This is a genomic window from Pseudomonas sp. NFR16 (assembly GCF_900108875.1).
Classification (GTDB): domain Bacteria; phylum Pseudomonadota; class Gammaproteobacteria; order Pseudomonadales; family Pseudomonadaceae; genus Aquipseudomonas.
In genome coordinates, this window is record NZ_FNYJ01000002.1 from 504,630 (window position 1) to 529,491 (window position 24,862).

Annotated in this window: 25 protein-coding genes and 1 riboswitch; of the genes, 13 read left to right on the forward strand and 12 right to left on the reverse strand. The window is 60.7% G+C overall.

Going from position 1 to position 24,862, the window contains the following annotated elements; translation table 11 throughout:
- Positions 1–9: 9 nt before the first annotated feature.
- The 5 genes from lepA to rpoE all read right to left on the reverse strand — a co-directional run bounded on the left by lepA (position 10) and on the right by rpoE (position 5,903).
- On the reverse strand, positions 10–1,806 hold the full coding sequence (lepA, locus tag BMZ10_RS11000) for a translation elongation factor 4 (RefSeq protein WP_093461389.1): 1,797 nt from the start codon (positions 1,804–1,806) through the stop codon (positions 10–12).
- Between the two features lie 170 nt (positions 1,807–1,976).
- Entirely contained in the window at positions 1,977–3,377 is a 1,401-nt protein-coding gene (locus BMZ10_RS11005) for a DegQ family serine endoprotease (RefSeq protein WP_371265964.1), read from the reverse strand.
- A 346-nt stretch (positions 3,378–3,723) separates the two neighbouring features.
- Positions 3,724–4,689, reverse strand: a complete 966-nt coding sequence (locus BMZ10_RS11010) for a MucB/RseB C-terminal domain-containing protein (RefSeq protein ID WP_093461395.1) — start codon at positions 4,687–4,689, stop codon at positions 3,724–3,726.
- Between the two features lie 8 nt (positions 4,690–4,697).
- Positions 4,698–5,288: an anti sigma-E factor RseA C-terminal domain-containing protein gene (locus BMZ10_RS11015; protein ID WP_093461398.1), complete on the reverse strand. Its 591-nt coding sequence runs from the start codon at positions 5,286–5,288 to the stop codon at positions 4,698–4,700.
- 33 nt (positions 5,289–5,321) lie between these two features.
- Positions 5,322–5,903: an RNA polymerase sigma factor RpoE/AlgU gene (gene rpoE / locus BMZ10_RS11020; RefSeq protein ID WP_037014368.1), complete on the reverse strand. Its 582-nt coding sequence runs from the start codon at positions 5,901–5,903 to the stop codon at positions 5,322–5,324.
- A 497-nt stretch (positions 5,904–6,400) separates the two neighbouring features.
- Between rpoE and nadB the strand changes: the two genes are divergently transcribed.
- Positions 6,401–8,017: an L-aspartate oxidase gene (gene nadB / locus BMZ10_RS11025; protein ID WP_093461401.1), complete on the forward strand. Its 1,617-nt coding sequence runs from the start codon at positions 6,401–6,403 to the stop codon at positions 8,015–8,017.
- Here the strand turns inward: nadB and BMZ10_RS27985 are convergent.
- A complete protein-coding gene (locus BMZ10_RS27985) occupies positions 7,986–8,453 on the reverse strand; it encodes a protein YgfX (protein WP_093461404.1) in 468 nt (155 codons plus the stop codon). The two genes, nadB and BMZ10_RS27985, sit on opposite strands and share 32 nt — an antisense overlap.
- Entirely contained in the window at positions 8,437–8,691 is a 255-nt protein-coding gene (locus tag BMZ10_RS11035) for an FAD assembly factor SdhE (RefSeq protein WP_093461407.1), read from the reverse strand. The genes BMZ10_RS27985 and BMZ10_RS11035 overlap by 17 nt, the downstream gene beginning before the upstream one ends.
- A 143-nt stretch (positions 8,692–8,834) precedes the next feature.
- On the opposite strand from BMZ10_RS11035, the gene BMZ10_RS11040 reads away from it, so the two are divergent.
- Both BMZ10_RS11040 and BMZ10_RS11045 read left to right on the forward strand, forming a co-directional pair.
- Positions 8,835–9,776: a CAF17-like 4Fe-4S cluster assembly/insertion protein YgfZ gene (locus BMZ10_RS11040; protein WP_093461410.1), complete on the forward strand. Its 942-nt coding sequence runs from the start codon at positions 8,835–8,837 to the stop codon at positions 9,774–9,776.
- Positions 9,777–9,875: 99 nt separating this feature from the next.
- Positions 9,876–10,697: an HDOD domain-containing protein gene (locus tag BMZ10_RS11045; protein WP_093461413.1), complete on the forward strand. Its 822-nt coding sequence runs from the start codon at positions 9,876–9,878 to the stop codon at positions 10,695–10,697.
- Positions 10,698–10,721: 24 nt separating this feature from the next.
- Here the strand turns inward: BMZ10_RS11045 and BMZ10_RS11050 are convergent, their stop codons facing one another.
- The 3 genes from BMZ10_RS11050 to BMZ10_RS11060 form a co-directional block, all read right to left on the reverse strand.
- The gene (locus BMZ10_RS11050) at positions 10,722–12,137 is read right to left on the reverse strand and encodes a sensor histidine kinase (protein ID WP_093461416.1); all 1,416 of its coding nucleotides are present in this window, start codon (positions 12,135–12,137) and stop codon (positions 10,722–10,724) included.
- Positions 12,130–12,801, reverse strand: a complete 672-nt coding sequence (locus BMZ10_RS11055) for a response regulator (RefSeq protein WP_093461419.1) — start codon at positions 12,799–12,801, stop codon at positions 12,130–12,132. The genes BMZ10_RS11050 and BMZ10_RS11055 overlap by 8 nt, the downstream gene beginning before the upstream one ends.
- 165 nt (positions 12,802–12,966) lie before the next feature.
- The gene (locus tag BMZ10_RS11060; RefSeq protein WP_093461422.1) at positions 12,967–13,242 is read right to left on the reverse strand and encodes a hypothetical protein; all 276 of its coding nucleotides are present in this window, start codon (positions 13,240–13,242) and stop codon (positions 12,967–12,969) included.
- Positions 13,243–13,269: 27 nt separating this feature from the next.
- Between BMZ10_RS11060 and BMZ10_RS11065 the strand changes: the two genes are divergently transcribed.
- From BMZ10_RS11065 to BMZ10_RS11080, 4 genes are all read left to right on the forward strand, one after another.
- Positions 13,270–14,253, forward strand: coding sequence for a Bug family tripartite tricarboxylate transporter substrate binding protein (locus BMZ10_RS11065; RefSeq protein WP_093461426.1), 984 nt, complete (start codon positions 13,270–13,272; stop codon positions 14,251–14,253).
- A gap of 64 nt (positions 14,254–14,317) precedes the next feature.
- Positions 14,318–14,776 (forward strand): tripartite tricarboxylate transporter TctB family protein, encoded by a 459-nt coding sequence (locus BMZ10_RS11070; protein WP_093461429.1) that lies wholly within the window; start codon positions 14,318–14,320, stop codon positions 14,774–14,776.
- 1 nt (position 14,777) lies between these two features.
- Positions 14,778–16,292, forward strand: coding sequence for a tripartite tricarboxylate transporter permease (locus tag BMZ10_RS11075; protein ID WP_093461432.1), 1,515 nt, complete (start codon positions 14,778–14,780; stop codon positions 16,290–16,292).
- The gene (locus tag BMZ10_RS11080) at positions 16,285–17,331 is read left to right on the forward strand and encodes an AbrB family transcriptional regulator (RefSeq protein WP_093461435.1); all 1,047 of its coding nucleotides are present in this window, start codon (positions 16,285–16,287) and stop codon (positions 17,329–17,331) included. The genes BMZ10_RS11075 and BMZ10_RS11080 overlap by 8 nt, the downstream gene beginning before the upstream one ends.
- Before the next feature lie 151 nt (positions 17,332–17,482).
- On the opposite strand, the gene ung is transcribed toward BMZ10_RS11080, so the two are convergent.
- Positions 17,483–18,181 carry a uracil-DNA glycosylase gene (gene ung / locus BMZ10_RS11085; RefSeq protein ID WP_177182118.1) on the reverse strand — a complete coding sequence of 233 codons (699 nt, stop codon included), beginning with the start codon at positions 18,179–18,181 and terminating at the stop codon, positions 17,483–17,485.
- A gap of 170 nt (positions 18,182–18,351) precedes the next feature.
- Between ung and BMZ10_RS11090 the strand changes: the two genes are divergently transcribed.
- Positions 18,352–19,464 (forward strand): enoyl-CoA hydratase/isomerase family protein, encoded by a 1,113-nt coding sequence (locus tag BMZ10_RS11090; RefSeq protein WP_093461441.1) that lies wholly within the window; start codon positions 18,352–18,354, stop codon positions 19,462–19,464.
- A 301-nt stretch (positions 19,465–19,765) separates the two neighbouring features.
- On the opposite strand, the gene BMZ10_RS11095 is transcribed toward BMZ10_RS11090, so the two are convergent.
- Complete coding sequence (locus BMZ10_RS11095; protein WP_256214477.1) at positions 19,766–20,344, reverse strand: hypothetical protein; 579 nt, start codon at positions 20,342–20,344, stop codon at positions 19,766–19,768.
- Positions 20,345–20,621: 277 nt separating this feature from the next.
- Positions 20,622–20,723, forward strand: a riboswitch (guanidine-I (ykkC/yxkD leader).
- Positions 20,724–20,783: 60 nt separating this feature from the next.
- Here BMZ10_RS11095 and BMZ10_RS11105 point away from each other — a divergent pair.
- The 5 genes from BMZ10_RS11105 to BMZ10_RS11125 are packed head-to-tail and all read left to right on the forward strand — an operon-like array spanning position 20,784 to position 24,832.
- Positions 20,784–21,851, forward strand: coding sequence for a putative urea ABC transporter substrate-binding protein (locus BMZ10_RS11105; protein ID WP_093461444.1), 1,068 nt, complete (start codon positions 20,784–20,786; stop codon positions 21,849–21,851).
- Positions 21,852–21,877: 26 nt separating this feature from the next.
- Complete coding sequence (locus tag BMZ10_RS11110; RefSeq protein ID WP_093461447.1) at positions 21,878–22,693, forward strand: ABC transporter permease; 816 nt, start codon at positions 21,878–21,880, stop codon at positions 22,691–22,693.
- Positions 22,690–23,454, forward strand: a complete 765-nt coding sequence (locus BMZ10_RS11115) for an ABC transporter ATP-binding protein (RefSeq protein ID WP_093461452.1) — start codon at positions 22,690–22,692, stop codon at positions 23,452–23,454. The genes BMZ10_RS11110 and BMZ10_RS11115 overlap by 4 nt, the downstream gene beginning before the upstream one ends.
- Before the next feature lie 11 nt (positions 23,455–23,465).
- Complete coding sequence (locus BMZ10_RS11120; RefSeq protein ID WP_093461455.1) at positions 23,466–24,191, forward strand: urea amidolyase associated protein UAAP1; 726 nt, start codon at positions 23,466–23,468, stop codon at positions 24,189–24,191.
- Positions 24,192–24,202: 11 nt separating this feature from the next.
- The gene (locus BMZ10_RS11125; protein ID WP_093461458.1) at positions 24,203–24,832 is read left to right on the forward strand and encodes an urea amidolyase associated protein UAAP2; all 630 of its coding nucleotides are present in this window, start codon (positions 24,203–24,205) and stop codon (positions 24,830–24,832) included.
- Positions 24,833–24,862 lie beyond the last annotated feature (30 nt).

Consider the following 24,862-nt stretch of genomic DNA (forward strand, 5'->3'; position numbering starts at 1 on the left):
AGGGCCTGACTATTCCAACCTGAGCACTGCAAGGAAAGCTTCTTGTGGAATCTCCACGTTGCCGACCTGCTTCATGCGTTTCTTACCGGCCTTCTGCTTTTCAAGCAGCTTGCGCTTACGGCTCACGTCGCCACCGTAACATTTGGCCAGTACGTTCTTTCTGAGGGCCTTGACGGTTGTACGCGCGATAATCTGGCCACCGATGGCAGCCTGAATAGCCACGTCGAACATCTGACGAGGGATCAGTTCTTTCATCTTTTCGGTCAACGCCCGGCCTTTATAGGCCGCGTTGTCACGGTGCACGATCAGCGCGAGCGCATCGACCTTGTCACCGTTGATCAATACATCGAGCTTGACCAGGTTTGCCGACTGGTAACGATCGAAATGATAGTCCAGCGACGCATAACCGCGACTGGTGGACTTCAAACGGTCAAAGAAGTCCAGCACCACTTCGTTCATCGGCAGGTCGTAAGTCACTTGAACCTGGGTACCGAGGAACAGCATGTCGTGCTGAATGCCGCGTTTCTCGATGCACAGCGTAATGACGTTGCCCAGATGCTCTTGAGGCACAAGGATGTTGGCGCGCACGATAGGCTCGCGCATGTCCTCGATCGTCGAGAGATCCGGCAGCTTCGACGGGTTGTCGACGTAAATGGTTTCGCCGGTCTTGAGCAACAGCTCGAAAATGACCGTAGGCGCCGTGGTGATCAGGTCAAGGTCGTACTCGCGCTCGAGACGTTCCTGGATGATCTCCATGTGGAGCATGCCCAGGAAGCCGCAGCGGAAGCCGAAGCCCAGTGCATCGGAGCTTTCAGGCAGGTACTGCAGCGACGAGTCGTTCAGCGTCAGCTTCTGCAGTGCATCGCGGAAGTCTTCGAAATCGTCGGAGCTGACCGGGAACAGACCGGCATAGACCTGCGGCTGAATGCGTTTGAAACCGGGCAGCACTTCAACGTCTGGCGTCGAGCTGAGGGTCAGCGTGTCACCGACCGGCGCACCATGAATGTCCTTGATGCCGGCGATGATGAAGCCCACTTCGCCCGCTTTCAGGTCAGCGGTCGCGGTGTGCTTGGGGTTGAATACGCCGACGCTGTCCACCAGATGAATCTTGCCGGTGGACTTGACGAGAATCTTGTCGCCCTTCTTGACGCGGCCATGACGCACGCGCACCAGGGAGACGACGCCCAGATAATTGTCGAACCAGGAGTCGATGATCAGCGCCTGCAAGGGATCTTCGATGTTACCGGTCGGCGCCGGAATGGTCTGAACCAGACGCTCCAGGACCTCATCCACGCCCATGCCGCTCTTGGCGCTGCAGGCCACGGCGTCGGTGGCGTCGATGCCGATGATTTTCTCGATTTCTTCCTTCACACGGTCCGGATCGGCCTGCGGAAGGTCCATCTTGTTCAGGACCGGCATGACCTCCAGGCCCTGCTCGATGGCCGTGTAGCAGTTGGCGACGGACTGCGCTTCGACGCCCTGACCGGCATCAACCACCAGCAGCGCACCTTCGCACGCGGCCAGCGACCGGCTGACTTCATAGGTGAAGTCAACGTGGCCGGGCGTATCGATGAAGTTCAGCTGGTAAGTGATGCCGTCCTTCGCCTTGTAATAAAGGGTGACGCTGTGGGCCTTGATCGTGATACCGCGCTCACGCTCCAGGTCCATGGAGTCAAGCACCTGCGCTTCCATTTCGCGCTCGGTCAGGCCGCCGCACATTTGAATGAAACGGTCAGCCAGCGTCGACTTGCCATGGTCAATGTGGGCGATGATGGAGAAATTGCGGATATGACTCAAATCACTCACGGATCAACACTCGAAAAAGGTTGCAGGCAGACTGCCCGCCGAAAAATAGCCGGGAATTGTACCTGAAGGAAGCCTGAGGCGTCACGTTCACACGCGAAGCCGGACGGCCACAAGCCCTCCGCGCACAAAAAAAGGAGCGGTCTGACCGCTCCTTTTTCTATTTCCGACGCTTATTCGGCCAGTTTGAACGTGATGAACGTCGCACGTCCCTGACGCAGGACCCGCATCGACACCGAACGGTTCTTCGGCAGGCCTTTGGCAACCTCGGTAAACTGCCGGGCCGAGGTGATCGCCTGATTGTTAAGATGCGTGATCACGTCACCGGTCTGCAGACCGATCAGCGAAGCCGGACCGTCCTGCACGTCCTTTATGACGACGCCGCCTTTGAGGTCGAGCGACTTCAACTGCTCGGCGGTCAGATCCGTTACCGAGACGCCCAGCCGATTGCTGTTGCGCTCGACGCCGGCATCGGCTGCGCCCATCTCTTCGCCTTCCGCCGGCAATGCACCCACGGTCACCGTGAGCTTCTGACGCTTGCCGTCGCGAATCACTTCCAGCTCGGCTTTGCTGCCGTCTTTCAGGTTGCCGATCAAGTGCGGCAGATCAGCGGACATGATGATCGGCGTGCCATTGGCACTGAGGATCACATCACCCACTTGCAGACCGCCCTTCGCTGCCGGACCGTCCTCGAGAACCTGCGCGACCAGCGCCCCGGCAGGCTTGTCCAGACCGAACGACTCAGCCAGATCCTTGTTCACTTCCTGGATGACCACACCGAGCCAGCCGCGGTTGACCTTGCCATTAGCCTTGAGCTGGTTGGCCACGTCCATGGCCACGTCGATCGGGATCGCGAACGACAGCCCCATGAAACCACCGGAACGGGTGAAGATCTGCGAGTTGATGCCCACGACTTCACCCGCCATGTTGAACAGCGGACCACCGGAGTTGCCCGGGTTGATCGCCACGTCGGTCTGGATGAACGGCACATAAGTGTCATTCGGCAGGCTGCGGCCCTTGGCGCTGACGATGCCTTTGGTCACCGAATGGTCAAAGCCGAATGGCGAGCCAATGGCCAGTACCCACTCACCCACCTTCAGCTTGTCTGAATTACCCAGCTTCACAGTGGGAAGGTCTTTACCATCGATCTTGAGAACCGCGACGTCGGTGCGCGGATCGGTGCCGATCAGCTTGGCCTTCATCTCGCTGCGATCGGAGAGGCGCACGAGAATTTCATCAGCGCCATCGATCACATGGTTATTGGTGAGGATGAAACCGTCTGCGGAGATGATGAAACCGGAACCCAGCGATTGCGCTTCACGCTGACGGTCGCCTTTACCGGCTCCCGGCGGACGCGAACCTGGCGGCATGCTCCGCTCCAGAAATTCGCGAAGCATCGGCGGCAGCCCTTCAAGGTCGGGCGCCTGCCCCTGCGCTACCGAGCGATCCGGCAGCTTCTGGCGGGTACTGATGTTGACGACGGCAGGTGAGGCCTGCTCCACCAGAGAGGTGAAGTCTGGCAACGCTTCTGCCTGCGCGGTTAGGACCTGACCAAGCATGACCACTGCGGCCATCCAGGACAGATAGGATTTCAAACGTGGTATCGACATACGGCTCCCGTTCACAACGAGCATGGTTAAGCGGTACGAACCAATCGGTTCGAGGAGCATCTACGCGCTGCGATCATCCGCAGCGCATTCTCAACGCCTGTTTCAGCACTCAGCCGATTCACTGGGGCTGAAACGACAAAGGCCAGAGCTGCGAAGCTGTGACCTATAGAAAAAAAAGAGTGGGTTTGCAACCTGCAAAGCTCACCAAACATTTCAGTGTCTCGTCCAAAGCCCGAAATTGCCGGGCCGGCAGCCTGAAACGCCCAATATGAAACCTTTTTCACACTGGGCATTCACCGGTATTGTCAGGTTACTTCTTGCTCGTGGCAGCGGGCTCGTTACGCATGGACAACGCAATTCGCTCTGCCGTCCCGATCGGTATTTCGCCGACCACTGTCACCATCGCATCGCCCTTGGGCGTGGTCAGACGGCGAGAAACGGCAACGGTCGGGCCTAACTGAGTGCGGATATCCGTCACCGCAGCGCCACTAACCGGCTCGATAAACACCGAGAACCGCGCCAGCCCGTCGTCGTACATCAGGCTGGTGACAAGATTTTTGGACTGCGGATCTTTGCGAGCGGCAGCACTGCTGAGCGCAAATCCTGGCGGAAGCCAGTCAGATCGCCACGCTACCTGAGTCTTCTGCGCGTCAGCGGCCTTGGCCTTCACCGCATCCACCGGCTTGCAGTCACCGCTTGGCTGCAGCGCCTGGTCGTTCGGCAGTTCTTTGGTGTCCAGCTCAGTGAACTGGAAGCGCTCGAGCAACTGGCCCTTTTCGCTCAACAGCAGCGATTTGAGCGGCAGGCCGGTTTCATTGTCCAGGTGGAGCTCGATTCCGTAGCGATGCTGGTCACGAGGCGTCAATGTCACGACAACAGCTGGACGGCCCGCTACACGCGAATTTCCCGCCACTTTCATGTCGTACCACGAAGACAGCTTCGCGGCATCGAATGCGTGGGCAGGAGAATCGGGGATATTGGAAACGCCCGCCTCAAGGGTACCGCTTACGCATTGGGTCACCCCGTCGACGCGCAGTACTTCCTGTGCGGAACCATCAAGCTGGAGAAGGTGCTCACGAACCTTGCCGTCGACAACGCGGTGCCAGATTCGGTGAGTGGAAAAGCTTCCATTACGCTCGTAAACGAAGGTGCCTTGAAAGCTTTGCTGCTGTTCTGCCTGCGCAAGACGCTTGAGCTGGTCTTGCGCATCATCGGCATGAACTGGAAGGACCAGCCATCCACCAAGCAGAAGCGGCACTAGAGGGATGGCGCGCATGATCCTCCTTAACGGTTTTCCAGGCTGGCGGCGCGCGCGTATGGCAGAGCGCTTTCAGTGCCTTTCAACGCAGCTTGCTGAGCGTGCTGACGCAAGTAACCCGGCAGACGCTGATCATGCCAGCCAGCCTGATTCTGCAACACACCGCTGGCCATCGGGCCGGGTGCTTGCTCGCCTTCGGTGTAGCCGGCCAGTACTGCAGGGCCTTTCACCTGAGGCATAGCGATGTTGGCAGGCTGAGCCGATTGCTGGGCCAACTGAGCGCCAGCGATCTCATCCTGATTGTACAGACGGACACCTGCCAGGACAGCCACGGTGACGGAAGCAGCCACTGCCAGACGACCCAAGGTACGCCACGGGCCGCGGCCGGCCTTCAGCGGGCTGACTTCATCGGCGATCGAGGCAGCGACGGCCGCCGAGATGTCCAGATGGGGCATCAGTAGTTCTTTATGCATTGCTGCGCGAGCAATCTGATAACGCGACCATGTGGCACGTGTATCCGCATCGTCGATTGCATTGAGCACCCGACGTAATTCCAATTCGTCCGCTTCGTTATCCATCACCGCGGACAGCGATTCCTGCAGGGCTTCACGACTCATGGCGGTTCCTCTCATATGGCTATCGCCGCTGTCTCAGGTTTCCTGCAACAAAGGCTGCAGGGCTTTATCAATGGCTTCCCGAGCGCGGAAAATGCGAGAGCGCACGGTACCAACCGGGCATTGCATGACGCTGGCAATGTCCTCATAACTCAGACCGTCGAACTCACGCAAAGTTAGAGCTGTACGCAAATCTTCTGGCAGTAACTGGATGGTCCGATGGACGGTGCCTTCGATCTCATCCCTTAACAATGCACGCTCCGGCGACTCGATGTCCTTGAGGCCATGATCGCCGTCGTAGAACTCCGCGTCTTCAGATCTGACATCGCTGTCCGGCGGTCGCCGACCTCGCGACACCAGATAGTTTTTCGCCGTGTTAATGGCGATGCGGTACAGCCACGTATAAAACGCACTGTCGCCGCGGAAGTTCCCAAGCGCACGGTAAGCCTTGATAAAAGCCTCTTGCGCAACGTCCTGGGCTTCATGGGTGTCGTGGACGAAGCGCACGATCAACCCAAGAATCTTGTGCTGATATTTCACCACTAGCAGATCAAAGGCTCGCTTGTCGCCGCGCTGTACGCGTTCGACCAGTTGCTGATCCTCTTCCTGGGTTAGCATGAACACTCCTCATAGAGCTTAAAGGAGCATTGCATCGGCTCTTTCGCAGGCTTGCAAACATAGACTCGGGCTTTTAGCAAAAGTTCTCCCCCCTTCAAGCAAGTTTCCGGCGAGCGTCGGTAGCCCGCACGAAAAACGCAGCTCGAACCAGGTCGGCTGCGTGAATAATCTTGTCGTCGAAAGCGCTTGCGCCGGTCCGTAAAACGGCCATTGCAGAACGCCGACGCTGTCCCTTTATCGGCAACCCTCTATTGAACGTGGTGCTTTATGAAAAGTTCCCACATTTCGCATTAGGGCGTAAGACACGCATCTGCCCGTATGTAGGATCCATTCCCGCCCAGAAACCCGGTGCCGGGATCGACTGCCAAACGGTATGCACGATGTCGCGGAGTGGCGCACAATTCGCCTCCGCCGTGATTCACAATTGCCATAAATCGCGGCCATTGTGCCGTTCCCACCCTTCATATACTAGTGGCCATCAGAAGCCGGAATAAAACATGAGTCAGCATTTTCAGCACGACGTATTGGTGATCGGCTCCGGGGCCGCGGGCTTGAGTCTGGCGTTGACCTTGCCCGCACACCTGCGCATCGCCGTAATGAGCAAGGGCGACCTGGCCAACGGCTCTACGTTCTGGGCTCAGGGCGGCGTTGCGGCCGTTCTGGACAATGCCGATACGGTCCAGTCCCACGTCGAAGACACCCTGAATGCGGGTGGCGGATTATGCAATGAACAGGCTGTGCGCTTTACCGTGCAGCACAGCCGCGAAGCCATTCAGTGGCTCATTGACCTGGGCGTGCCGTTTACCCGGGATGATCAGTCCTCGGTGGAAGATGGCGGCTTCGAGTTTCATCTGACCCGCGAAGGCGGCCACAGTCATCGTCGTATCATCCATGCCGCCGATGCGACGGGAGCGGCCATCTTCCGCACGCTGCTCGCTCAAGCCAAGGCGCGTCCGAACATCGAGCTGCTGGAACAACGCGTCGCCGTTGACCTCATCACCGAGCGGCGGCTGGGACTGGAGGGTAAGCGCTGCCTGGGCGCCTACGTGCTGGATCGTGCCACAGGCGAGGTGGACACGCATGGCGCCCGGTTCACCGTTCTGGCTTGCGGGGGCGCAGCGAAGGTCTACCTTTACACCAGTAACCCGGACGGTGCCTGCGGTGACGGCATTGCCATGGCGTGGCGCTCGGGGTGTCGAGTCGGCAATCTGGAATTCAATCAGTTTCACCCCACCTGCCTTTATCACCCGCAAGCCAAGAGCTTCCTTATTACCGAGGCGCTGCGCGGCGAAGGCGCGTACTTGAAGCTGCCTGACGGCGAACGCTTCATGCAGCGTTTCGATCCTCGGGCCGAACTGGCGCCGCGAGACATCGTTGCCCGGGCCATTGACCACGAGATGAAGCGTCTGGGAGCGGACTGCGTCTATCTGGACATCAGCCACAAGCCCGAAGCGTTCATCAAGAGCCACTTCCCGACCGTTTATGAACGCTGTCTGGAGTTCAATATCGACATCACTCGCCAGCCCATTCCAGTGGTGCCGGCTGCCCACTACACCTGCGGCGGCGTGATGGTGAACGAGCAAGGGCGAACGGATGTTCCGGGGCTGTACGCGATCGGCGAAACGAGCTTCACGGGGCTGCATGGCGCCAATCGCATGGCCAGCAATTCACTGTTGGAGTGCTTTGTGTACGCACGCTCGGCAGCCAACGACATCGTCGGACAATTGACCGAGGTCAGTCAGCCTCAGGACTTGCCAGCGTGGGACTCGAGCCAGGTGACGGATTCGGACGAAGACGTAATCATCGCGCATAACTGGGATGAATTACGGCGTTTCATGTGGGACTACGTCGGCATCGTACGCACCAGCAAGCGCTTGCAGCGCGCGCAACACAGGGTCCGGCTGTTGCTGGACGAGATCGACGAGTTCTACAGCAATTACAAAGTCAGCCGTGATTTGATCGAGCTGCGCAACCTGGCCCAGGTCGCGGAGTTGATGATCGCCTCGGCCATGGCGCGCAAGGAAAGCCGAGGGCTGCATTACACGCTGGACTATCCGGATATGTTGCCGGAGGCGCTCGACACTATTCTGGTGCCGCCCACCTTCGTCGACTGAACTTCAAGCGCAGACGCAAGCGTCGGTGGCGGTCCGGCGCCATTGCGTCGGCAGGAATGCAAAGACTGCGAACCCGCAACTGTCGCAACCAGGAGCCAGAGCGCAGTCGGAATCGCAAGATGACCAGCTGCGGCAGCGCAACGCTGTCCGGACGAAGCTGCGCAGGCTCCCACCCGCCCTCCTCGCTCCAGAGATGCCAGCCCGTGCTGTCGCGGCGCAGGCCCGTGAACATCCGCGCGCTGTGCTTCGCGGTCAATCCCCGCAGGGTGCACGCGCCGTGCAGCAGGCACAGCAACGCGCCGACCGATCCGGCCCAAAGGGGAATATTCAGTTGAGAGAGTGACACGAGCGCCAGGGCCTGCGCGCCGAGGTACGCCGTCAGCAATGCCCGAGAGGCCTGCCAACGGCATTCGAATCGATCACTTCGGCTGGACACGGTCCAGAATCATGCGGACCATGCGCTGCAGCTCCGGATCTTCCGATTCGCCGCGCTGCATGAACCAGCCGAACATGTCCTGATCTTCACAGGTCAGCAGGCGACGGTAGAGTTCGCGATCGACATCATTGAGCGATGGATAGACTTCTCTGACAAACGGCACCAGCAGCACATCCAGCTCGAGCATGCCGCGGCGGCTGTGCCAAAAGAGGCGATTGAGTTCAACATCTTCGACCATGGGGCGCTCCTCGAATTTGCCGGCGAGTATACAGGGGCAGCGTCGCGGGGCGTACCCGCACTTAGTCGCAGCTTTTTGCATATACCCATAAACGAATCACGGCACTATGATGGTGCCCCAGACTTTTACCCCTGCGATGACTCATGGCCGATTCAGCTTTTTTCTGCCCCTTGTCCCATGAAGGTGTGCTTGCCGTTCGCGGCGTGGACGCCAGCAAATTCCTGCAAGGCCAACTGACCTGCAACATGGATTACCTGAGCGAGGCGAAGGCCACGTTGGGCGCGCGTTGCACGCAGAAAGGCCGCATGCAGTCCAGCTTCCGCATTTTGTTTGAAGGCGACGGCGTTGTGCTCGCGATGGCCAGCGAACTGGTCGAACCACAGCTGCTGGATCTGAAGAAATACGCCGTGTTTTCCAAGTCGAAACTGACTGACGAAAGTGCATCCTGGGTGCGTTTTGGCCTGGACGGCGGCGACGGCGCACTGATGAGCCTCGGGCTCGACTTGCCCCAGGACACCGATTCGGTCGTGCGCGCGAACGATCTGATCGCCATTCGCGTCTCGCCTTCGCGCAGTGAATTGTGGGCAAAAGCCGATCACGCCGATGAGCTGCACAATCGTCTCGCCGCGCAATTGACGCAAGGCACACTGAACGACTGGCTGCTCGGCCAGATCCGCGCCGGAATCGGTCAGGTGTTCGGGCAAACCCGCGAAGAGTTCATCCCGCAGATGATCAACCTGCAAGCGGTGGGCGGCGTGAGCTTCCGAAAAGGCTGCTACACGGGGCAGGAGATCGTTGCGCGGATGCAGTATCTGGGCAAACTCAAGCGCCGCCTGTATCGCCTGTCGCTGTCTGGCGAAGACGTACCAGCGCCGGGTGTCGAATTGTTTTCGCCGGTGCATGCAAGTTCGGTGGGCAACGTCGTCGTGGCTGCGCGCGCCTCTGCAGGCATTGAGTTGCTGGCGGTGTTGCAGGCTGATGCGGTGGAAAATGGCGATATCCGCCTGGGCTCGTCCGATGGCGCCGCATTGCAATTGGGCGAATTGCCATACACTCTCGACGCCAAGCTTGAAACACAGCGTTGAACCTTGATACAGACACCGTTCAGCTGTCAGCGTAGTCGCCCGCGCCTGGGCCATCGGATGGCCAGGCGCTGGCCGGAAGGCAATATCCAGAGACCCGATATGAGTAGCATGGCTGACGAGGTGCAGAGGAACCTGATCAAGGCGATCGACAAAGACGCCCTGTTCCTGCCGACGCTCCCTGAAGTGGCAATGAGAATTCGCCTGGCGGCGGAAGATTCGGAAATTTCCATCATTGCCCTGAGTAAGGTCATCGGCAGTGATACAGCGCTGTCCGCGCGCCTGATCAAAGTCGTCAACAGCCCGCTGCTGCGGCCGAACTTCGAAGTCAGCGACGTGCTGACAGCGGTTCGGCGGCTGGGCGTCAATTACAGTTGCAACCTGGCGATCGGGCTGGTGGTGGAGCAGATGTTCCATGCCAAATCCGAGGTCGTTGAAACCAAGATGCGCGACATCTGGAAGCTCAGCCTGCAGGTGGCGGGCGTGAGCAACCTGCTGAGCCACCGCCGGGCGCATCTGAAAGCCGACAAAGCCACACTTGCCGGGCTGATCCACCTCATCGGCGTGCTGCCGATCCTCACGTACGCAGAAGATAACTTCGAACTGCTCGCAGACCCGATCAGCCTGAATCATGTCATCGAGCGGATTCATCCGATCATCGGCGAGCGGCTGCTGCGTTCCTGGGACTTCCCCGAAGCCCTGGCGATCGTGCCGCGCCAGTTCCAGAATTTCAGCAGGGTGTCGCAACAGGCCGATTACGTGGACCTGGTGCAAGTGGCGACGGTTCACGTTCATGAAGCCACCGGCAGGCCCTACCCGCACCTGGACGTCCAGGCGATTCCGGCGGTCGCTCAACTGGGCCTGAACATGGCGGAAGGCGCCTTGATCAACCAGATGAACGAAGCGATGACACTGCTGTACTGAGCCGGCCTCAAACGTCTTGCGCCGCTACCGTCCTTCCGTTTCCACCGCCGCAAATGTCACCCGGACTTTCAGGCCGCGCTGAGCACCGTCGTGCAGCGTGATGCGCGCCAGATGCGCCCGGCATATTTCACCCACGATCGCCAGACCCAGCCCGGAACCAGTGCCTTGTTGATGGCGCCGGTAAAAGCGCTCGAACACGCGGTCGCGCTCGTGCAGCGGAATGCCGGAGCCGTCATCCTCGACTTCAAGAACGCACGGCGCATGCACGCGCAGCACGACGTTTCCGCCCGGCGGCGTGTGCGCCAGGGCGTTGTCCACCAGATTGCTCAGCAGCTCGTTGAGCAACGTCGGTTCGCCGCGTACCCAGATCGGCGCATCGGCCTCCAGCGCCAGGGCGACACCGCGCGCGTGTGCCAGCGGCGCCATCGCCATGCCCAGTTCGCGCGCCAACTGGCTGAGATCGAGCAACTGAGCGCCGCCTTCCGCAACCGCCCGCGCACCGTTTTCGATGCGGGCAAGGGAGAGCAACTGGTTGGCCAGATGCGTCAACTTGTCAGTGCCGATGGCCGTGCTTTCCAGCGTGGCGCGCCAGGCATCCGGCTCTTGATCGCGCAGCCCCAGTTCGACGCGGGCCTTGAGCGCAGCCAGTGGCGTGCGCAGTTCATGGGCGGCATCGGCAATGAACTGCGCCTGACGCTCGAACTGCATGCGCAGGCGTTCGGTAAAGTGATTGAGCGAGCTGACCAAGGGCCGCAGTTCATGCTGCACCTCAACCATGGGCAGCGCGCGCAGGTCGTCCGGCTGACGCTCTTCAACCGCCGTGCGCAAGCGCTCCAGCGGACGCAGCGCGGCGCTCACGGTGAACCACACCAGCAACAACGCGCCGCTGCCGAGCATACCAAGGCGCAGCAGCGTATCGGCCATCAGGCTGCGGGCCATGGCCACGCGCTGCTCTTCGGTTTCGGCCACGCGGATTTCGGCGATGCCGTTCATGTTCGGTTCGCTCACCGCTTTGAGCAGGCTCACGACGCGCACGTCCTGGCCCTGATAACGACCGCTGTAGAACTTCGCCAGCGCGGGATAGGCATCGGTTCGCGGCGTGCCGGGCGGCGGCGCAGGCAAATCTTCGTAGCCGGAAATCAGCTTCTGGTGGATGTCGTTGACCTGATAGTAGATGCGCCCGGCGCTGTCGTAAGCGAAGGTGTCGAGAGCCACGTAGGGGACGTCGGCGCTGAGAGTGCCGTCGTGCGCGGACAGACCGGCGGCGATGGTTCTGGCCGAAGCCAGCAAGGTGCGATCGTAAGCGGTGTCAGCCGCTTCGCGACCGTTCCAGTAGGCGCTCATGCCGCTGGCGATCATCAGCACGACCAACAACAGGCCAAGGTTCCACAGCAAGCGCCAGCGCAGGCTGTTTTCCGCGGAGGGAAACGGATTAAGCATCCCGGCTTTCCAGCAAGTAACCCAGCCCACGAAAGGTGACGATGGCGATGGGCTGACCATCGAGCTTCTTGCGCAGGCGATGCACATAGATTTCGATGGCATCGGCGCTCGCCTCTTCGTCGAGACCGAACACCTGCGCCGCCAGTTGCTCCTTGCTCATCACCCTTCCAGGTCGGGCGATCAGGGCTTCGAGCACCGATTGCTCCCGGGAGGTCAGGGTCAGCATCTCATCGCCAAGAGTGAACCGCCGCGTGTCCAGGTCATAGACCAGTACGCCGCAGCGCTGCTGACGCTCGCCCCCCAGCACGCTGCGCCTGAGCAGCGCCTTGACCCGCGCCTCCAGTTCCGTGAGTTCGAAGGGCTTGGCCAGGTAGTCATCCGCGCCGAGGTTCAAGCCGTGAACGCGATCCTTGACGTCACTGCGCGCCGTGAGCATCAGCACCGGGATGTTTTTGCCGCGAGCACGCAAGCGCGCCAGCACCTCGAAACCGTCCATGCGCGGCAAGCCGACATCGAGGATCGCGACCGCGTACTCCTCGCTGCCCAACGCCAGATCGGCTGCAACGCCATCATGCAGAACGTCCACGGTGAGTCCGCTGCCCTTGAGCGCCAGTGCGACGCTTTCAGCCAGTTGCAGATGGTCTTCGACGAGCAGGACACGCATCGACTTCTCCCGAATCAGGCGTTGGTTGGTGGCGGAGTTTACAGGCGCGCTGCCGTCTGTGAAGACCCGTCCCGCTCGAATCAGGCCACCTCCGCTCAGTGCGCCTGTGGCGAAAGCTTTATGAAAGGTAGTTGAAAGGTTGATGAAAGCTTCGCTGATTAGGATTCAGTCACGACTTGTTACGCCTGCGGCCAGCGCCGCCTGCGCAATGGCCCTGAGTCGTGACGAAAAACGCCTCGACGCGTTTTCAACAATAAAAACAATATCGGAGTCATCGGTGATGCAATCACTGCAATCCTCGGCCACCGTGCCGCCCGAATCCCGTTCCGTTTTTTGTTCGCCACGCAGCCCTGTCGCGCGGTGCTTCGTCACGTCCCTGACACGGGTCTTTAACGCGCAGCCAGCGTGCGGACGCGCCTGACCGATTACCTGACCTTCCAAAAACAACAACTCCTCTGGAGACAGACCATGACCCTATCGATGCGTCGAATCAGCGTTGCTGCCAGCTGCATGCTGCTTGCCACCCAGTTGTGGGCGGCCAGTGAGCCCAAGCGTCCTGAATGCATTGCCCCGGCCTCGCCCGGCGGCGGCTTTGACCTGACCTGCAAACTGGCGCAAAGCGCGCTGGTGAACGAGAAAATCCTGACCAAACCCATGCGCGTGACCTACATGCCCGGCGGCGTCGGCGCGGTGGCCTACAACGCGGTGGTCGCCCAGCGGCCGGCAGATGCCGGCACTTTGGTCGCGTGGTCCAGCGGCTCTTTGCTCAACCTGGCACAGGGCAAGTTCGGGCGCTTCGATGAAAACGCCGTGCGCTGGCTGGCGGCCGTTGGCACCAGCTATGGCGCCATCGCGGTGAAAGCCGACTCACCGTACAAGAACCTCGACGATCTGGTTAAAGCGCTGAAGGCCGACCCGAGCAAAGTGGTCATCGGTTCCGGCGGTACTGTGGGCAGTCAGGACTGGATGCAGACGGCGCTGATCGCCAAGGCCGCCGGCATCAACCCGCGTGACCTGCGTTATGTGGCCCTGGAAGGCGGCGGCGAAATCGCCACGGCATTGCTCGGCGGACATATTCAAGTGGGTTCCACCGACATCTCCGACTCCATGCCACACATTCTCAGCGGCGACATGCGCCTGCTGGCTGTGTTCTCCGAGCAACGCCTGGACGAACCGGAAATGAAGAACATCCCGACCGCCAAGGAACAGGGCTACGACATCGTCTGGCCGGTGGTGCGCGGGTTCTACCTCGGGCCGAAGGTCACCGACGAAGAATACAACTGGTGGAAAGACTCGTTCGACAAGCTGCTGGCCTCCGAGGATTTCGCCAAGCTGCGCGACCAGCGTGAACTGTTCCCGTTCGCCATGACCGGCGAGGAACTGGACAAATACGTCAAGAAGCAAGTCGCGCAATACAAGACGCTGGCCAAGGAATTCGGCCTGATTCAGTGATTGAGTCCAATTGACTGACGACGGTCACGCCGCCTGCGCGGTGGTGTGACCCAGGAGCTTTCCCATGGTCTTGCAACGCATTTTCGCCCTGGTGCTGCTATTGGCCTGTATCGGCCTGGCACTCATGGCCTGGCCTTATCAGGCCCCGTTTTCCTATGAGCCCGTCGGCCCGCGTGCGTTTCCGCTGCTGATGCTGGGGCTGATGGGCATTTCGCTGCTCTACATGCTGATCCGCCCGACGCCGATCAAGCATTCCGAGGACGAACCGCCGCTGGACCGTCCGACCCTGATCAAGATCGGGATCTGCACCCTTTTACTGCTGATCTTCGCCGGGCTGTTCGAACCGTTGGGCTTTGTGCTCAGCAGCATGCTGATCGGCATCCCGATGGCGCGCCTGTATGGCGGTCGCTGGCTGCCCAGCATCGTCATCATCACTTTCATGAGCATCGCGCTGTACGTGCTGTTCGACAAGGTGATGGATGTGCCACTGCCCTTGGGCCTGCTCGACGTTCTGGAGAACTGATATGGACACTCTCGGCTATCTGGGCCAGGGCTTCGGCGTCGCGCTGACCCCATACAACCTGGTTACAGCACTTTCCGGCACCCTGATCGGCACCATCGTCGGCCTGTTGCCGGGGCTGGGACCGATCAACGGCGTCGCCCTGTTGATCCCCATCGCTTTCGCACTGGGCCTGCCACCGGAGTCGGCGCTGATTCTGTTGGCGGCGGTTTATCTGGGCTGTGAGTATGGCGGGCGCATCAGCTCGATCCTGCTGAACATTCCAGGCGAGGCATCTACCGTCATGACCGCGCTCGATGGCTACCCGATGGCGCGCCAAGGGCTGGCGGGTGTGGCGTTGTCCTTGTCGGCATGGAGTTCGTTCATCGGCGCGCTGATTGCCACGTGTGGCATGGTCATGTTCGCCCCGCTGCTGGCGAAATGGGCAATTGCCTTTGGGCCGGCTGAGTATTTCGTGCTGATGGTGTTCGCCATCGTCTGCCTGGGCGGCATGGCCGGCGATCGTCCGCTCAAGACTTTCGTCGCGGCGTTGATCGGGTTGTTTCTGTCGAGTATCGGCATCGATGCCAACAGCGGCGTGTACCGGTTCACCGGCGACAACATTCACCTGGCGGACGGCATTCAGTTCGTGGTGCTGGTGCTGGGCCTGTTCTCGATCAGTGAAATCCTGCTGTTGCTGGAGAAGACCCATCGCGGTCAGGAAGCCGTCAAGGCGACGGGCCGCATGATGTTCAACCTCAAGGAAGCCAGCTCGGTATTCGCCGTGAACATCCGCTGCGGTCTGATGGGCTTCATCATGGGCGTACTGCCAGGGGCCGGTGCCACGCTTGCCAGCGCCGTGACCTACATGACCGAGAAACGCATCGCGGGTGCGGGCGGCAAATTCGGGCAGGGCGACATGCGCGGTCTGGCAGCGCCCGAAACCGCCATCGGCGCAACCGCCTGCGGTGCGCTGGTGCCGATGCTGACGCTGGGCGTTCCAGGTTCAGGCACCACTGCGGTCATGATCGGCGCGCTGTCGCTGTACAACATCACCCCTGGGCCACTGCTGTTTCAACAGCAACCAGACATCGTCTGGGGCCTGATCGCCTCGCTGTTCGTCGCCAACATCATGCTGGTGATCCTGAACATTCCAATGATCCGCATCTTCACCCGCATCCTCGCCGTCCCTAACTGGGCGCTGGTGCCGGTGATCGCGATCATCACGGGTATCGGTGTCTATGCGGTGCACGCCACCACGTTCGACCTGTTCCTGATGGTGGGCATCGGCATCTTCGGTTACATCCTGCGCAAGCTGGACTTCCCGCTGTCGCCAATTCTGCTGGGCTTCATTCTGGGTGGCCTGATGGAGCAGAACCTGCGTCGCGCGTTGTCGATTTCCAATGGCTCGATGGACATCCTGTGGTCCAGCCCGATCACCTTGGGCGTCTGGGTGGTCACCGCGTTCATGCTGGTGCTGCCGCTGATCCGTATCTGGCGTAAACGCGCCGTGCAGCGTCGCGCGCTGGCCGATGTCTGACCGGCCATTCAAGACATGGTGGGGAACACCGCTGGTCGGCCTGCTGGGGGGATACCTCGCCAGTCAGGTCGGCTGGCCTTTGCCGTGGATGGTCGGCTCGTTGCTGGCGATCATTCTGGTTCGCTGCCTGACGCCATGGCAGCTGGCTGAAATTCCCGGCGGCCGCAAGTGCGGCCAATGGGTGGTCGGCATCGGGATCGGCCTGCATTTCACCCCGGTGGTCATCGAACAGGTGGTTTCGCACTTCGGCCTGATTTTCATCGGCGCGCTGGTGACCAGCGTATCCAGCGTCGTTGGCGTGTGGCTCATGCTGCGCACCGGCGAAGACCGCGCGACTGCTTTCTTTTCCAGCATGCCCGGTGGTTCGGGCGAAATGGTCAACCTTGGCGCGCGCAATGGCGCGATCCTCAGCAACGTCGCCGCCGGCCAGAGCCTTCGGGTGCTGGCGGTGGTGCTGTGCGTTCCGGCGATCTTCAAATACCTGATGGGTAACGGCGGCCCGCCCTCCCACGCAAGCGTGGTGGATGGGTGGTGGCTGCTGATTCTGTTTCCACTGGGCGCATTGGTGGCCTGGCTCTGGCAACGATTGAAGCAGCCCAATCCGTGGCTGTTCGGGCCGTTGCTGGTGAGCGCGGTGATCAGCGTCAGCTTCGACCTGCACATCGGCCTGCCCAATGGCGGCAGTCAGATAGGTCAATGGCTGATCGGCAGCGGTCTGGGGTGTCATTTCAATCGTGCGTTTTTCCGCCGTGCGCCCTCGTTCATCGGGCGCACGCTGATTGGCACGGCGCTGACGATGAGCATCGCCGCACTGTGCGCACTGGCGTTGAGCACCTTGACTCACCTGGACCTGCGCTCCCTCACTCTAGGCATGATGCCCGGCGGCATTGCGGAAATGAGCCTGACCGCCGAGGTGCTGCAACTGTCAGTGCCACTAGTGACGGCGATGCAGGTGATGAGGCTTTTGTTTGTGTTATTTCTGGCGGAGCCATTGTTTCGCTATTGGGATCGTAAAGCCTGCGCCGACCCAAAACCGTAGGCGTTCGACTGTTTTCGCAAGCTGGCAAAGCCGGTCAAACAAAACGTTTGCAGCGTCTGCAGACCCGGCTTCAGCCGGGAAGAGGCCGGGGCATGCTGTGGATACCTGCGCCGCAGAATTCGACCTTCATGCGACTGGCGAAACACTTGCGTCAGACGTTGGCCGGCAGCCGCCAGTCGATCGGCGAGATGCCGTTGTCGATCAGAAACTTGTTCGCCATGCCGAAATGCCCGCAACCGAGGAAGCCTTTGTAGGCCGACAGCGGTGAAGGATGCACGGACGTCAGGATCAGGTGCTTGGTGGCATCGATGAGCTTTTTCTTGCTCTGCGCATGAGCGCCCCACAGCAGGAACACCAGATGCGGCTGGTGGGCGCTGACGGTTTCGATGATCTTGTCGGTAAAGTGCTGCCACCCGCGGCCCGCATGGGAAGCGGCATTCGCCCGCTCGACGGTAAGGGTGGTGTTGAGCAGCAACACACCCTGCTCGGCCCAGGATTGCAGATAGCCATGATTGGGAATGTCGATGTTGAGGTCGCGCTTGAGCTCTTTGTAAATGTTGACCAGCGAGGGCGGCGCGGGCACGCCTGGCTGCACCGAGAAGCACAGCCCGTGCGCCTGATTGGGGCCGTGATAAGGATCCTGACCGAGGATGACCACCTTGACGTCGTCCAGCGGAGTGGAGTTCAAGGCATTGAAAATCAGCGGGCCTGGCGGGTAGATCTCCTTGCCCGCCGCATGTTCCTGACGCAGAAACTCACGCAGCTCGCCCATGTAAGGCTTTTCGAATTCCTCGCGCAGGGCCTGCTTCCAGCTGGCCTCCAGTTTGATGCGGTCGTCATTGGTCATGATGCTAAATCCGGCAGGAACAAATGGGCGGACTTTAGGGGTTGTCGCCAATTATTTCCAGCGCAGCGCGCGTCGCGTTTCCTACACTGGTCTGCGTCACCTGATTTGCAACTTCCCGGCCTCGACGGGACTCACAGTCCTTTAGATGCCCGTACCACTGACAAGAGGTCACGATGAATCTGCAATTCGAAGAGCTCACCGCCGCCGATGGCGCCCGTCTGGGCGTTGCCACGCTGGACGCGGAAAAATCCCTGAATGCCTTGTCCTTGCCAATGATCCTCGCCCTGCAGGATCGGCTCGACGCGTGGGAAAGCGACTCCGGAATCGTCTGCGTGCTGTTGCGCGGCAACGGCGAGAAGGCCTTTTGCGCGGGAGGAGACGTCAGGGCGCTGATCGAGGCCGGACGCGGAAAAACCGGAACCGTCCCACCATTGGCGGCGCACTTCTTCGCGGCTGAATACCGACTGGACTACAAGCTGCACACATACTCAAAACCGCTTATCTGCTGGGGCCACGGTTATGTCCTTGGCGGAGGCATGGGCTTGCTGCAAGGGGCCAGCATCCGCGTCGTCACGCCGAGCAGCCGGCTGGCGATGCCGGAAGTCAGCATTGGCCTGTACCCCGATGTAGGCGCCAGCTGGTTCCTGTCGAGATTGCCTGGCAAGCTCGGGCTGTTTCTGGGCCTGACCGGCGCCCACATCAATGGTCGCGACGCGCTGGATCTGGACCTCGCCGATCGGTTTCTGCTGGACGGCCAGCAGGAGGAAATGATCGACCGGCTGCTGCAGATCAACTGGCAGGAACAGACCGCCGTGCAACTCAACAGCCTGTTCAAGGCCTTGCAGCAGGAGGCCGTAGTGCAGTTGCCCCAGGCCCAATGGCTGCCGCGTCGAAAGGCCATCGACGAACTGCTGGATGTCGCCGATGCACCGGGGGCCTGGAACGCGTTGAAGCTTGAACTCGGCTCGCACGACGCGCTGATCGCCAAGGCTGCGAAGACGCTGATCGAAGGTTGCCCGATGACGGCACAACTGGTCTGGGAACAGATACAGCGCGCTCGACATATGTCGTTGGCCGAGGTGTTCCAACTCGAGTACGCCATGAGCCTTAATTGCTGCCGGCATCCTGAGTTCGCAGAAGGGGTACGTGCCCGGTTGATCGATAAGGATCAGACGCCGCGCTGGCACTGGCAGGACATCGCGACGATACCGCTGGCCGTGATCGATGCGCATTTCGAAAAGGCCTGGGAAGGACGTCATCCGCTGGCTGATCTGTCGGAATATTGAAGGTCGGACAAACAAAAGCATGGCTTGCTGCGTGTTCGGTCGCAGAGCAGTCATCAACCTGATGCATTGGCAGATTCAGGCAGATGCGAAGGATTGACTGCCGCTGCGCGCCAGATCGCGGGGCAAGCCACGCTCCTACACGTTGACTTGACAGATACAGCGCTCCCAGCCGTCGTACTCTGTATGCCAGCGGCATCAGCCAGATCGGTGTGCTGGATTGGCCGCCGTTGCATGCCAGGTCGGGACAAGAAAACGGCGCTCACAGGAGCGCCGTTGAATGTTCTCACGAGGGGTGTCTGCTTCAGCGATTCCCGCCGCCGGGACCGCCGTGTCCGCCACGGCCGAATCCGCCGTCCTGACGAATGCCGCCTGAGGGCCTTCCCGGAGGTCGGCCTCCCCCGCCGCCACCGCCCGGATTACCGTTCCATCCCGGACGCGGACCATTACCGCCACCGCCGGGCCTTGGACCGGGCGGTGGTGGGTGATAACCGGAGCCGCCGCCACCATGGTAGCCACCGCCACCGTGATAGCCGCCTCCCCCACCATTCCAGTGACCACCCCCATAACCGGGTCGACCGCCACCGTATCCGGGGCGACCGCCGCCATAGCCCGGGCCGTAATAGCGTGGCGGGGCGTAATACCGCGGAGGCGGCGCGTAATAGCGCGGTGCCGAGTAGTAACGCGGCGATGAGTAATAAACTGTTGATCCGTAATATCCGGATGGAGCGTAAGGGCGATAGCCGTCGTACACATAACTGCTGCTATAGCCGCTGCCGTAGACCGGTCTTGGCAGCGTATACGTCTCTGACTCGTAATAGCCTCCGTAGCAACCTGCGAGGGACAGTGTCATCAAAACGGTAAGCAAGCTTCGTCGATACATGGCGGCCTCCCGGACCGCGATAGAGCTCGAACCAGCGGCGCTGGTCGGCGTTCTCCCAATTGCCGAGAACGTAATTTAAGACTGCCGGATCCGTTTCGAGTGCCCCAGCTCAAGCCCCAACCGCCGGACGGCGCCCCGCAACAGTGCATGTTCTTCCGCTCCCGAGACCAAGGTTTTCGCCACAGCTCCCACCTAACAAGGCCTGCCACAACTTGGCACAACTCTCGCTTGGTAATCCCTGTGCAGGAGTCAACACCGGTTCGCGGCACCACAATTTGCAATAGCCGACTAGGGTTCCGGCTCGCTTGAAGCGAGTGGCTGGTCCGAGAGTTGGCGACCTCCAGTAGAGGTTACACGGCGGGATAAAAGCCCGGGAGACAGGACACCAGTGGTGTCGCCGTGCTCCTGAACGCCCCTTTTCGCTACTGGAGGTTTTCCAATGCAGAAGTCCCCTCTCTTCGGCCTGATCACCGCAGGCCTCATCGCAGCTTTCAGCCTCTCGGCCAACGCCGCCCCGAAAAAAGACTTCGACGTCTGCTGGACGATCTATGCCGGCTGGATGCCGTGGGAGTATGCGGGCACTCAAGGCATCGTCGACAAGTGGGCCAAGAAGTACAACATCAACATCAAGGTCACCCAGCTCAACGACTACGTCGAGTCAATCAACCAGTACACCGCCGGGCAGTTCGACGGCTGCACAATGACCAACATGGACGCCCTCACCATTCCTGCCGCCGGTGGCGTGGAGAGCACGGCGCTGGTCGTCAGTGACTTCTCCAACGGCAACGACGGCATCGTCATCAAGGGCGACGGCAAGAAAGTCACCGATCTGAAAGGCATGGACGTCAATCTGGTGGAGCTGTCGGTGTCCCATTACCTGCTGGCCCGCGCGCTGGACTCGGTGGACCTGACCGAGAAGGACCTCAAGGTGGTCAACACCTCCGACGCAGACATCGCGGCTGCCTTCAACACCAGCGAGGTCAAAGCCGTCACCACCTGGAACCCGATGCTGTCGGAGATCAAGGCCAAGCCTGGCGTCACTGAAGTGTTCGACTCCAGCAAGATCCCTGGCGAGATCATGGACATGATGGTCGTCAACACCCAGACCCTGAAGGACAACCCGGCACTGGGCAAGGCGTTGACCGGCGCCTGGTTCGAAGTCGTCGCACTGATGAACGCCAAATCCGACGAGTCCAGCAAGGCGCTTGAGCACATGGCCAAGGCTTCGGGTACCGATCTGGCCGGTTTCCAGTCGCAACTGGACACCACCAAGCTGTTCGCCACGCCTAAAGAAGCCCTGGAATTCGCCACCAGCAAACAGCTGCCGAGCACCATGCGCAAGGTGGCCGACTTTTCCTTCGAACACGGCTTGTTGGGCGAAGGCGCCAAGGACTCGAGCGCGGTGGGCATGACCTTCGCCAACAGCGTGACCGAGGGTGACAAGGGCAATCTCAAGCTGCACTTCGACCCGAGTTACGTGCAGATGGCCGCTGACGGCAAGTTGTAAAACCCGCTCCGCTGAAGGTCACATTTATGCGTCTGATAAACCGCCGCCCGGATCGCGCCAGCCGTTTGATTCTGGTGATCCTGCCGTTCGCCCTGCTGCTGTTCGCCTACTTCACAGGCTCGGCAACGCGGCTGACGGAAAACCCCAACGACAAGCTGTTGCCCAGCGCCGTGCAAATGACGGATGCGATCAAACGTGTGGCGGTCATTCCCGACCAACGCACTGGCGAATACATCCTCTGGCAGGACACCGGCGCCAGCCTGCAGCGTCTGGCCATCGGGCTTGCGATCAGCGCAATCGTCGGATTGTGCCTGGGCATTGCATCGGGCGTGCTGCCGCTGTTCGGTGCGCCGTTGTCTCCTCTGCTGACCGTCCTGTCGATGGTGCCGCCACTGGCGATTCTGCCCATCCTGTTCATCGTCTTCGGGCTGGGCGAGCTGTCGAAAGTGATGCTGATCGTGATCGGCATTACACCCGTGCTCGCGCGTGATCTGGAGCAGCGCGCCCGGGAAATTCCGGTCGAACTGCTGATCAAGGCACAGACACTCGGCGCTTCGACATGGACGTTGATTCTGCGGGTGGTGCTGCCGCAGCTGCTGCCGCGCCTGTTGATCTCGCTGCGGCTGGTGCTGGGTTCGGCGTGGCTGTTCCTGATCGCGGCGGAAGCCATTGCGTCCACCGACGGGCTGGGTTACCGGATCTTTCTGGTGCGGCGGTATCTGGCGATGGACATGATCCTGCCTTACGTGGTCTGGATCACCTTGCTGGCCTGGCTGATGGACTGGGGCCTGAAGGCCCTCACGCGTAAAGCGTTTCCGTGGTACGAGGGGGCGCGCGCATGAGCTTCATTTCGGTCAATAACGTCTGGCAACAATACGGCGATCAAGTGGTGCTCGAAGGCCTGAACCTGAGCATTGCCGAAGGCGAATTCTGCACCCTCGTCGGCGCATCGGGCTGCGGCAAATCGACCTTTCTGCGCTTGCTGCTGGGCCAGGAGGTGCCGAGTAAAGGCAGCATTCTGCTCGACGGCCAGCCCTTGGCCCGAGAGCCGGATGCCAGCCGCGGCGTGGTGTTTCAGCGCTACTCGGTGTTTCCGCACCTTTCGGTGCTCGACAACGTCGCGCTGGGGCTCGAACTGCCGCGCTCGGCGCTGCTGGGGCGACTGTTCGGAAAAGCCAAACGCGACGCGCGGGAGCAGGCTTCGGTGCTGCTGCACAAGGTTGGCCTGGGCCACGCGCTGGACAAATACCCGACGCAGCTGTCAGGCGGCATGCAACAACGTCTCGCCATCGCCCAGGCGCTGATCATGAAACCTCGCGTGCTGTTGCTCGACGAGCCCTTCGGCGCACTCGACCCAGGCATCCGCAAGGACATGCACGCGCTGCTGCTGGACTTGTGGCGCGAGACGCAACTGACCGTGTTCATGGTCACCCATGACCTGTCCGAAGGCTTCAATCTCGGCACGCGCCTGATGGTCTTCGACAAAGTCCGCCACGACCCGCACGCCCCCGGTGCCTACGGCGCCCGCATCACTTACGACATTCCCCTGAACAGCGATCGCCGCGCCGCGCGAGCGGCCATCGAATCGCTGCAAACGGCTTGAAGGATTTCGACATGACTGATTCAACCACTGTGTTCCCGGTTTTCGCCGAAGAGCTGCTGCCTGGCGGCGGCCACCTGTCTTTCGTGCTCAAACGTGGCGAGCTGCTGCGCCTGACCGACATCAATGGCAACGCCAACGTCAGCCTGACGATGTTCAACGCCCACGAAAAAACCGAGCGGCTGAACCTGCCCGACAGCCTCAAATGCCAACACACCGCCAAGCTGACCACCGGCCATTGCCTGTATTCGGACATGGGCCGCGTATTGGCGGCAATCACCGCTGACACTTGCGGCTGGAGCGACAGCATCGGCGGCGTGCTGTGCGCCGAAGAAGTGACTGAAAAATATGGCCAGGGCCGCTATCAGGAACTGCGCAACGGCTTCTTCCGCAACGGCGCCGACAACTTGCTGGTGGAAATGGGCAAATGGGGGCTGGGGCTGTCCGATCTGTTGATGACCCTGAACCTGTTCAGTCGGGTCAACGTCGATGATCACGGCGCCCTCGCCTTCGTCCCCGGCAATGCCAAAGCGGGAGACTACATCGAGCTCTATGCCCCGATGGACACGCTGGTCGTGCTGACCGCGCTGCAACACCCGATGGACCCCAATCCCGACTATGCCCCGCAGCCCGTGAAGCTGAGCTGGATGAAAGCTGACGCCAGTGTCGCCGAGCACTGCCGCACCTCACGCGAGGAAAACGTGCGCGGCTTCTTCAATACCGACCGCCTGTTCGCCTGAGGAGGCCTGCCATGAACACTGCACACACCCACACGAACGCCCCCGTTTCCATCACCCACATTCCGGCAGGCGAACCGTCGCTGACCGAGCTCAAGGCCGGGCAGACCCTGCGCCTGCTCGACCTGGAAGGCAATCAGGCGGTCGATACGCTGTTCTACAGTCTGGCCAACCCGCGCGAGCGCTATGACGTACAGCGCACGTTGCGTCGGCAGAACAACGTTTATCTGAGCAAGGGCAGCGTGCTGTATTCCAACCTCGGCAAACCGATGCTGACCATCGTCGAAGACACCTGCGGGCGCCACGACACCCTTGGCGGCGCCTGTGCGCAAGAGAGCAACACCGTGCGTTACGCGCTGGAAAAACGCCACATGCACAGCTGCCGCGACAACTACCTGCGCGCCTGTATGCACGACGGCCGCCTGGGCAAGCGCGACATCAGCCCGAACATCAACTTCTTCATGAATGTGCCGGTCACCGCGGAAGGCGGCCTGACCTTTGAAGACGGCATCTCCGGCGCGGGTAAGTACGTGGAACTGCGCGCTGAAATGGACGTGATCGTGCTGATATCCAACTGTCCGCAGCTGAACAATCCGTGCAACGGCTACAACCCGACGCCCGCTGAATTGTTGGTGTGGGATTGAGCGAGCGGCGCTCACCGATCTGACGTTTCG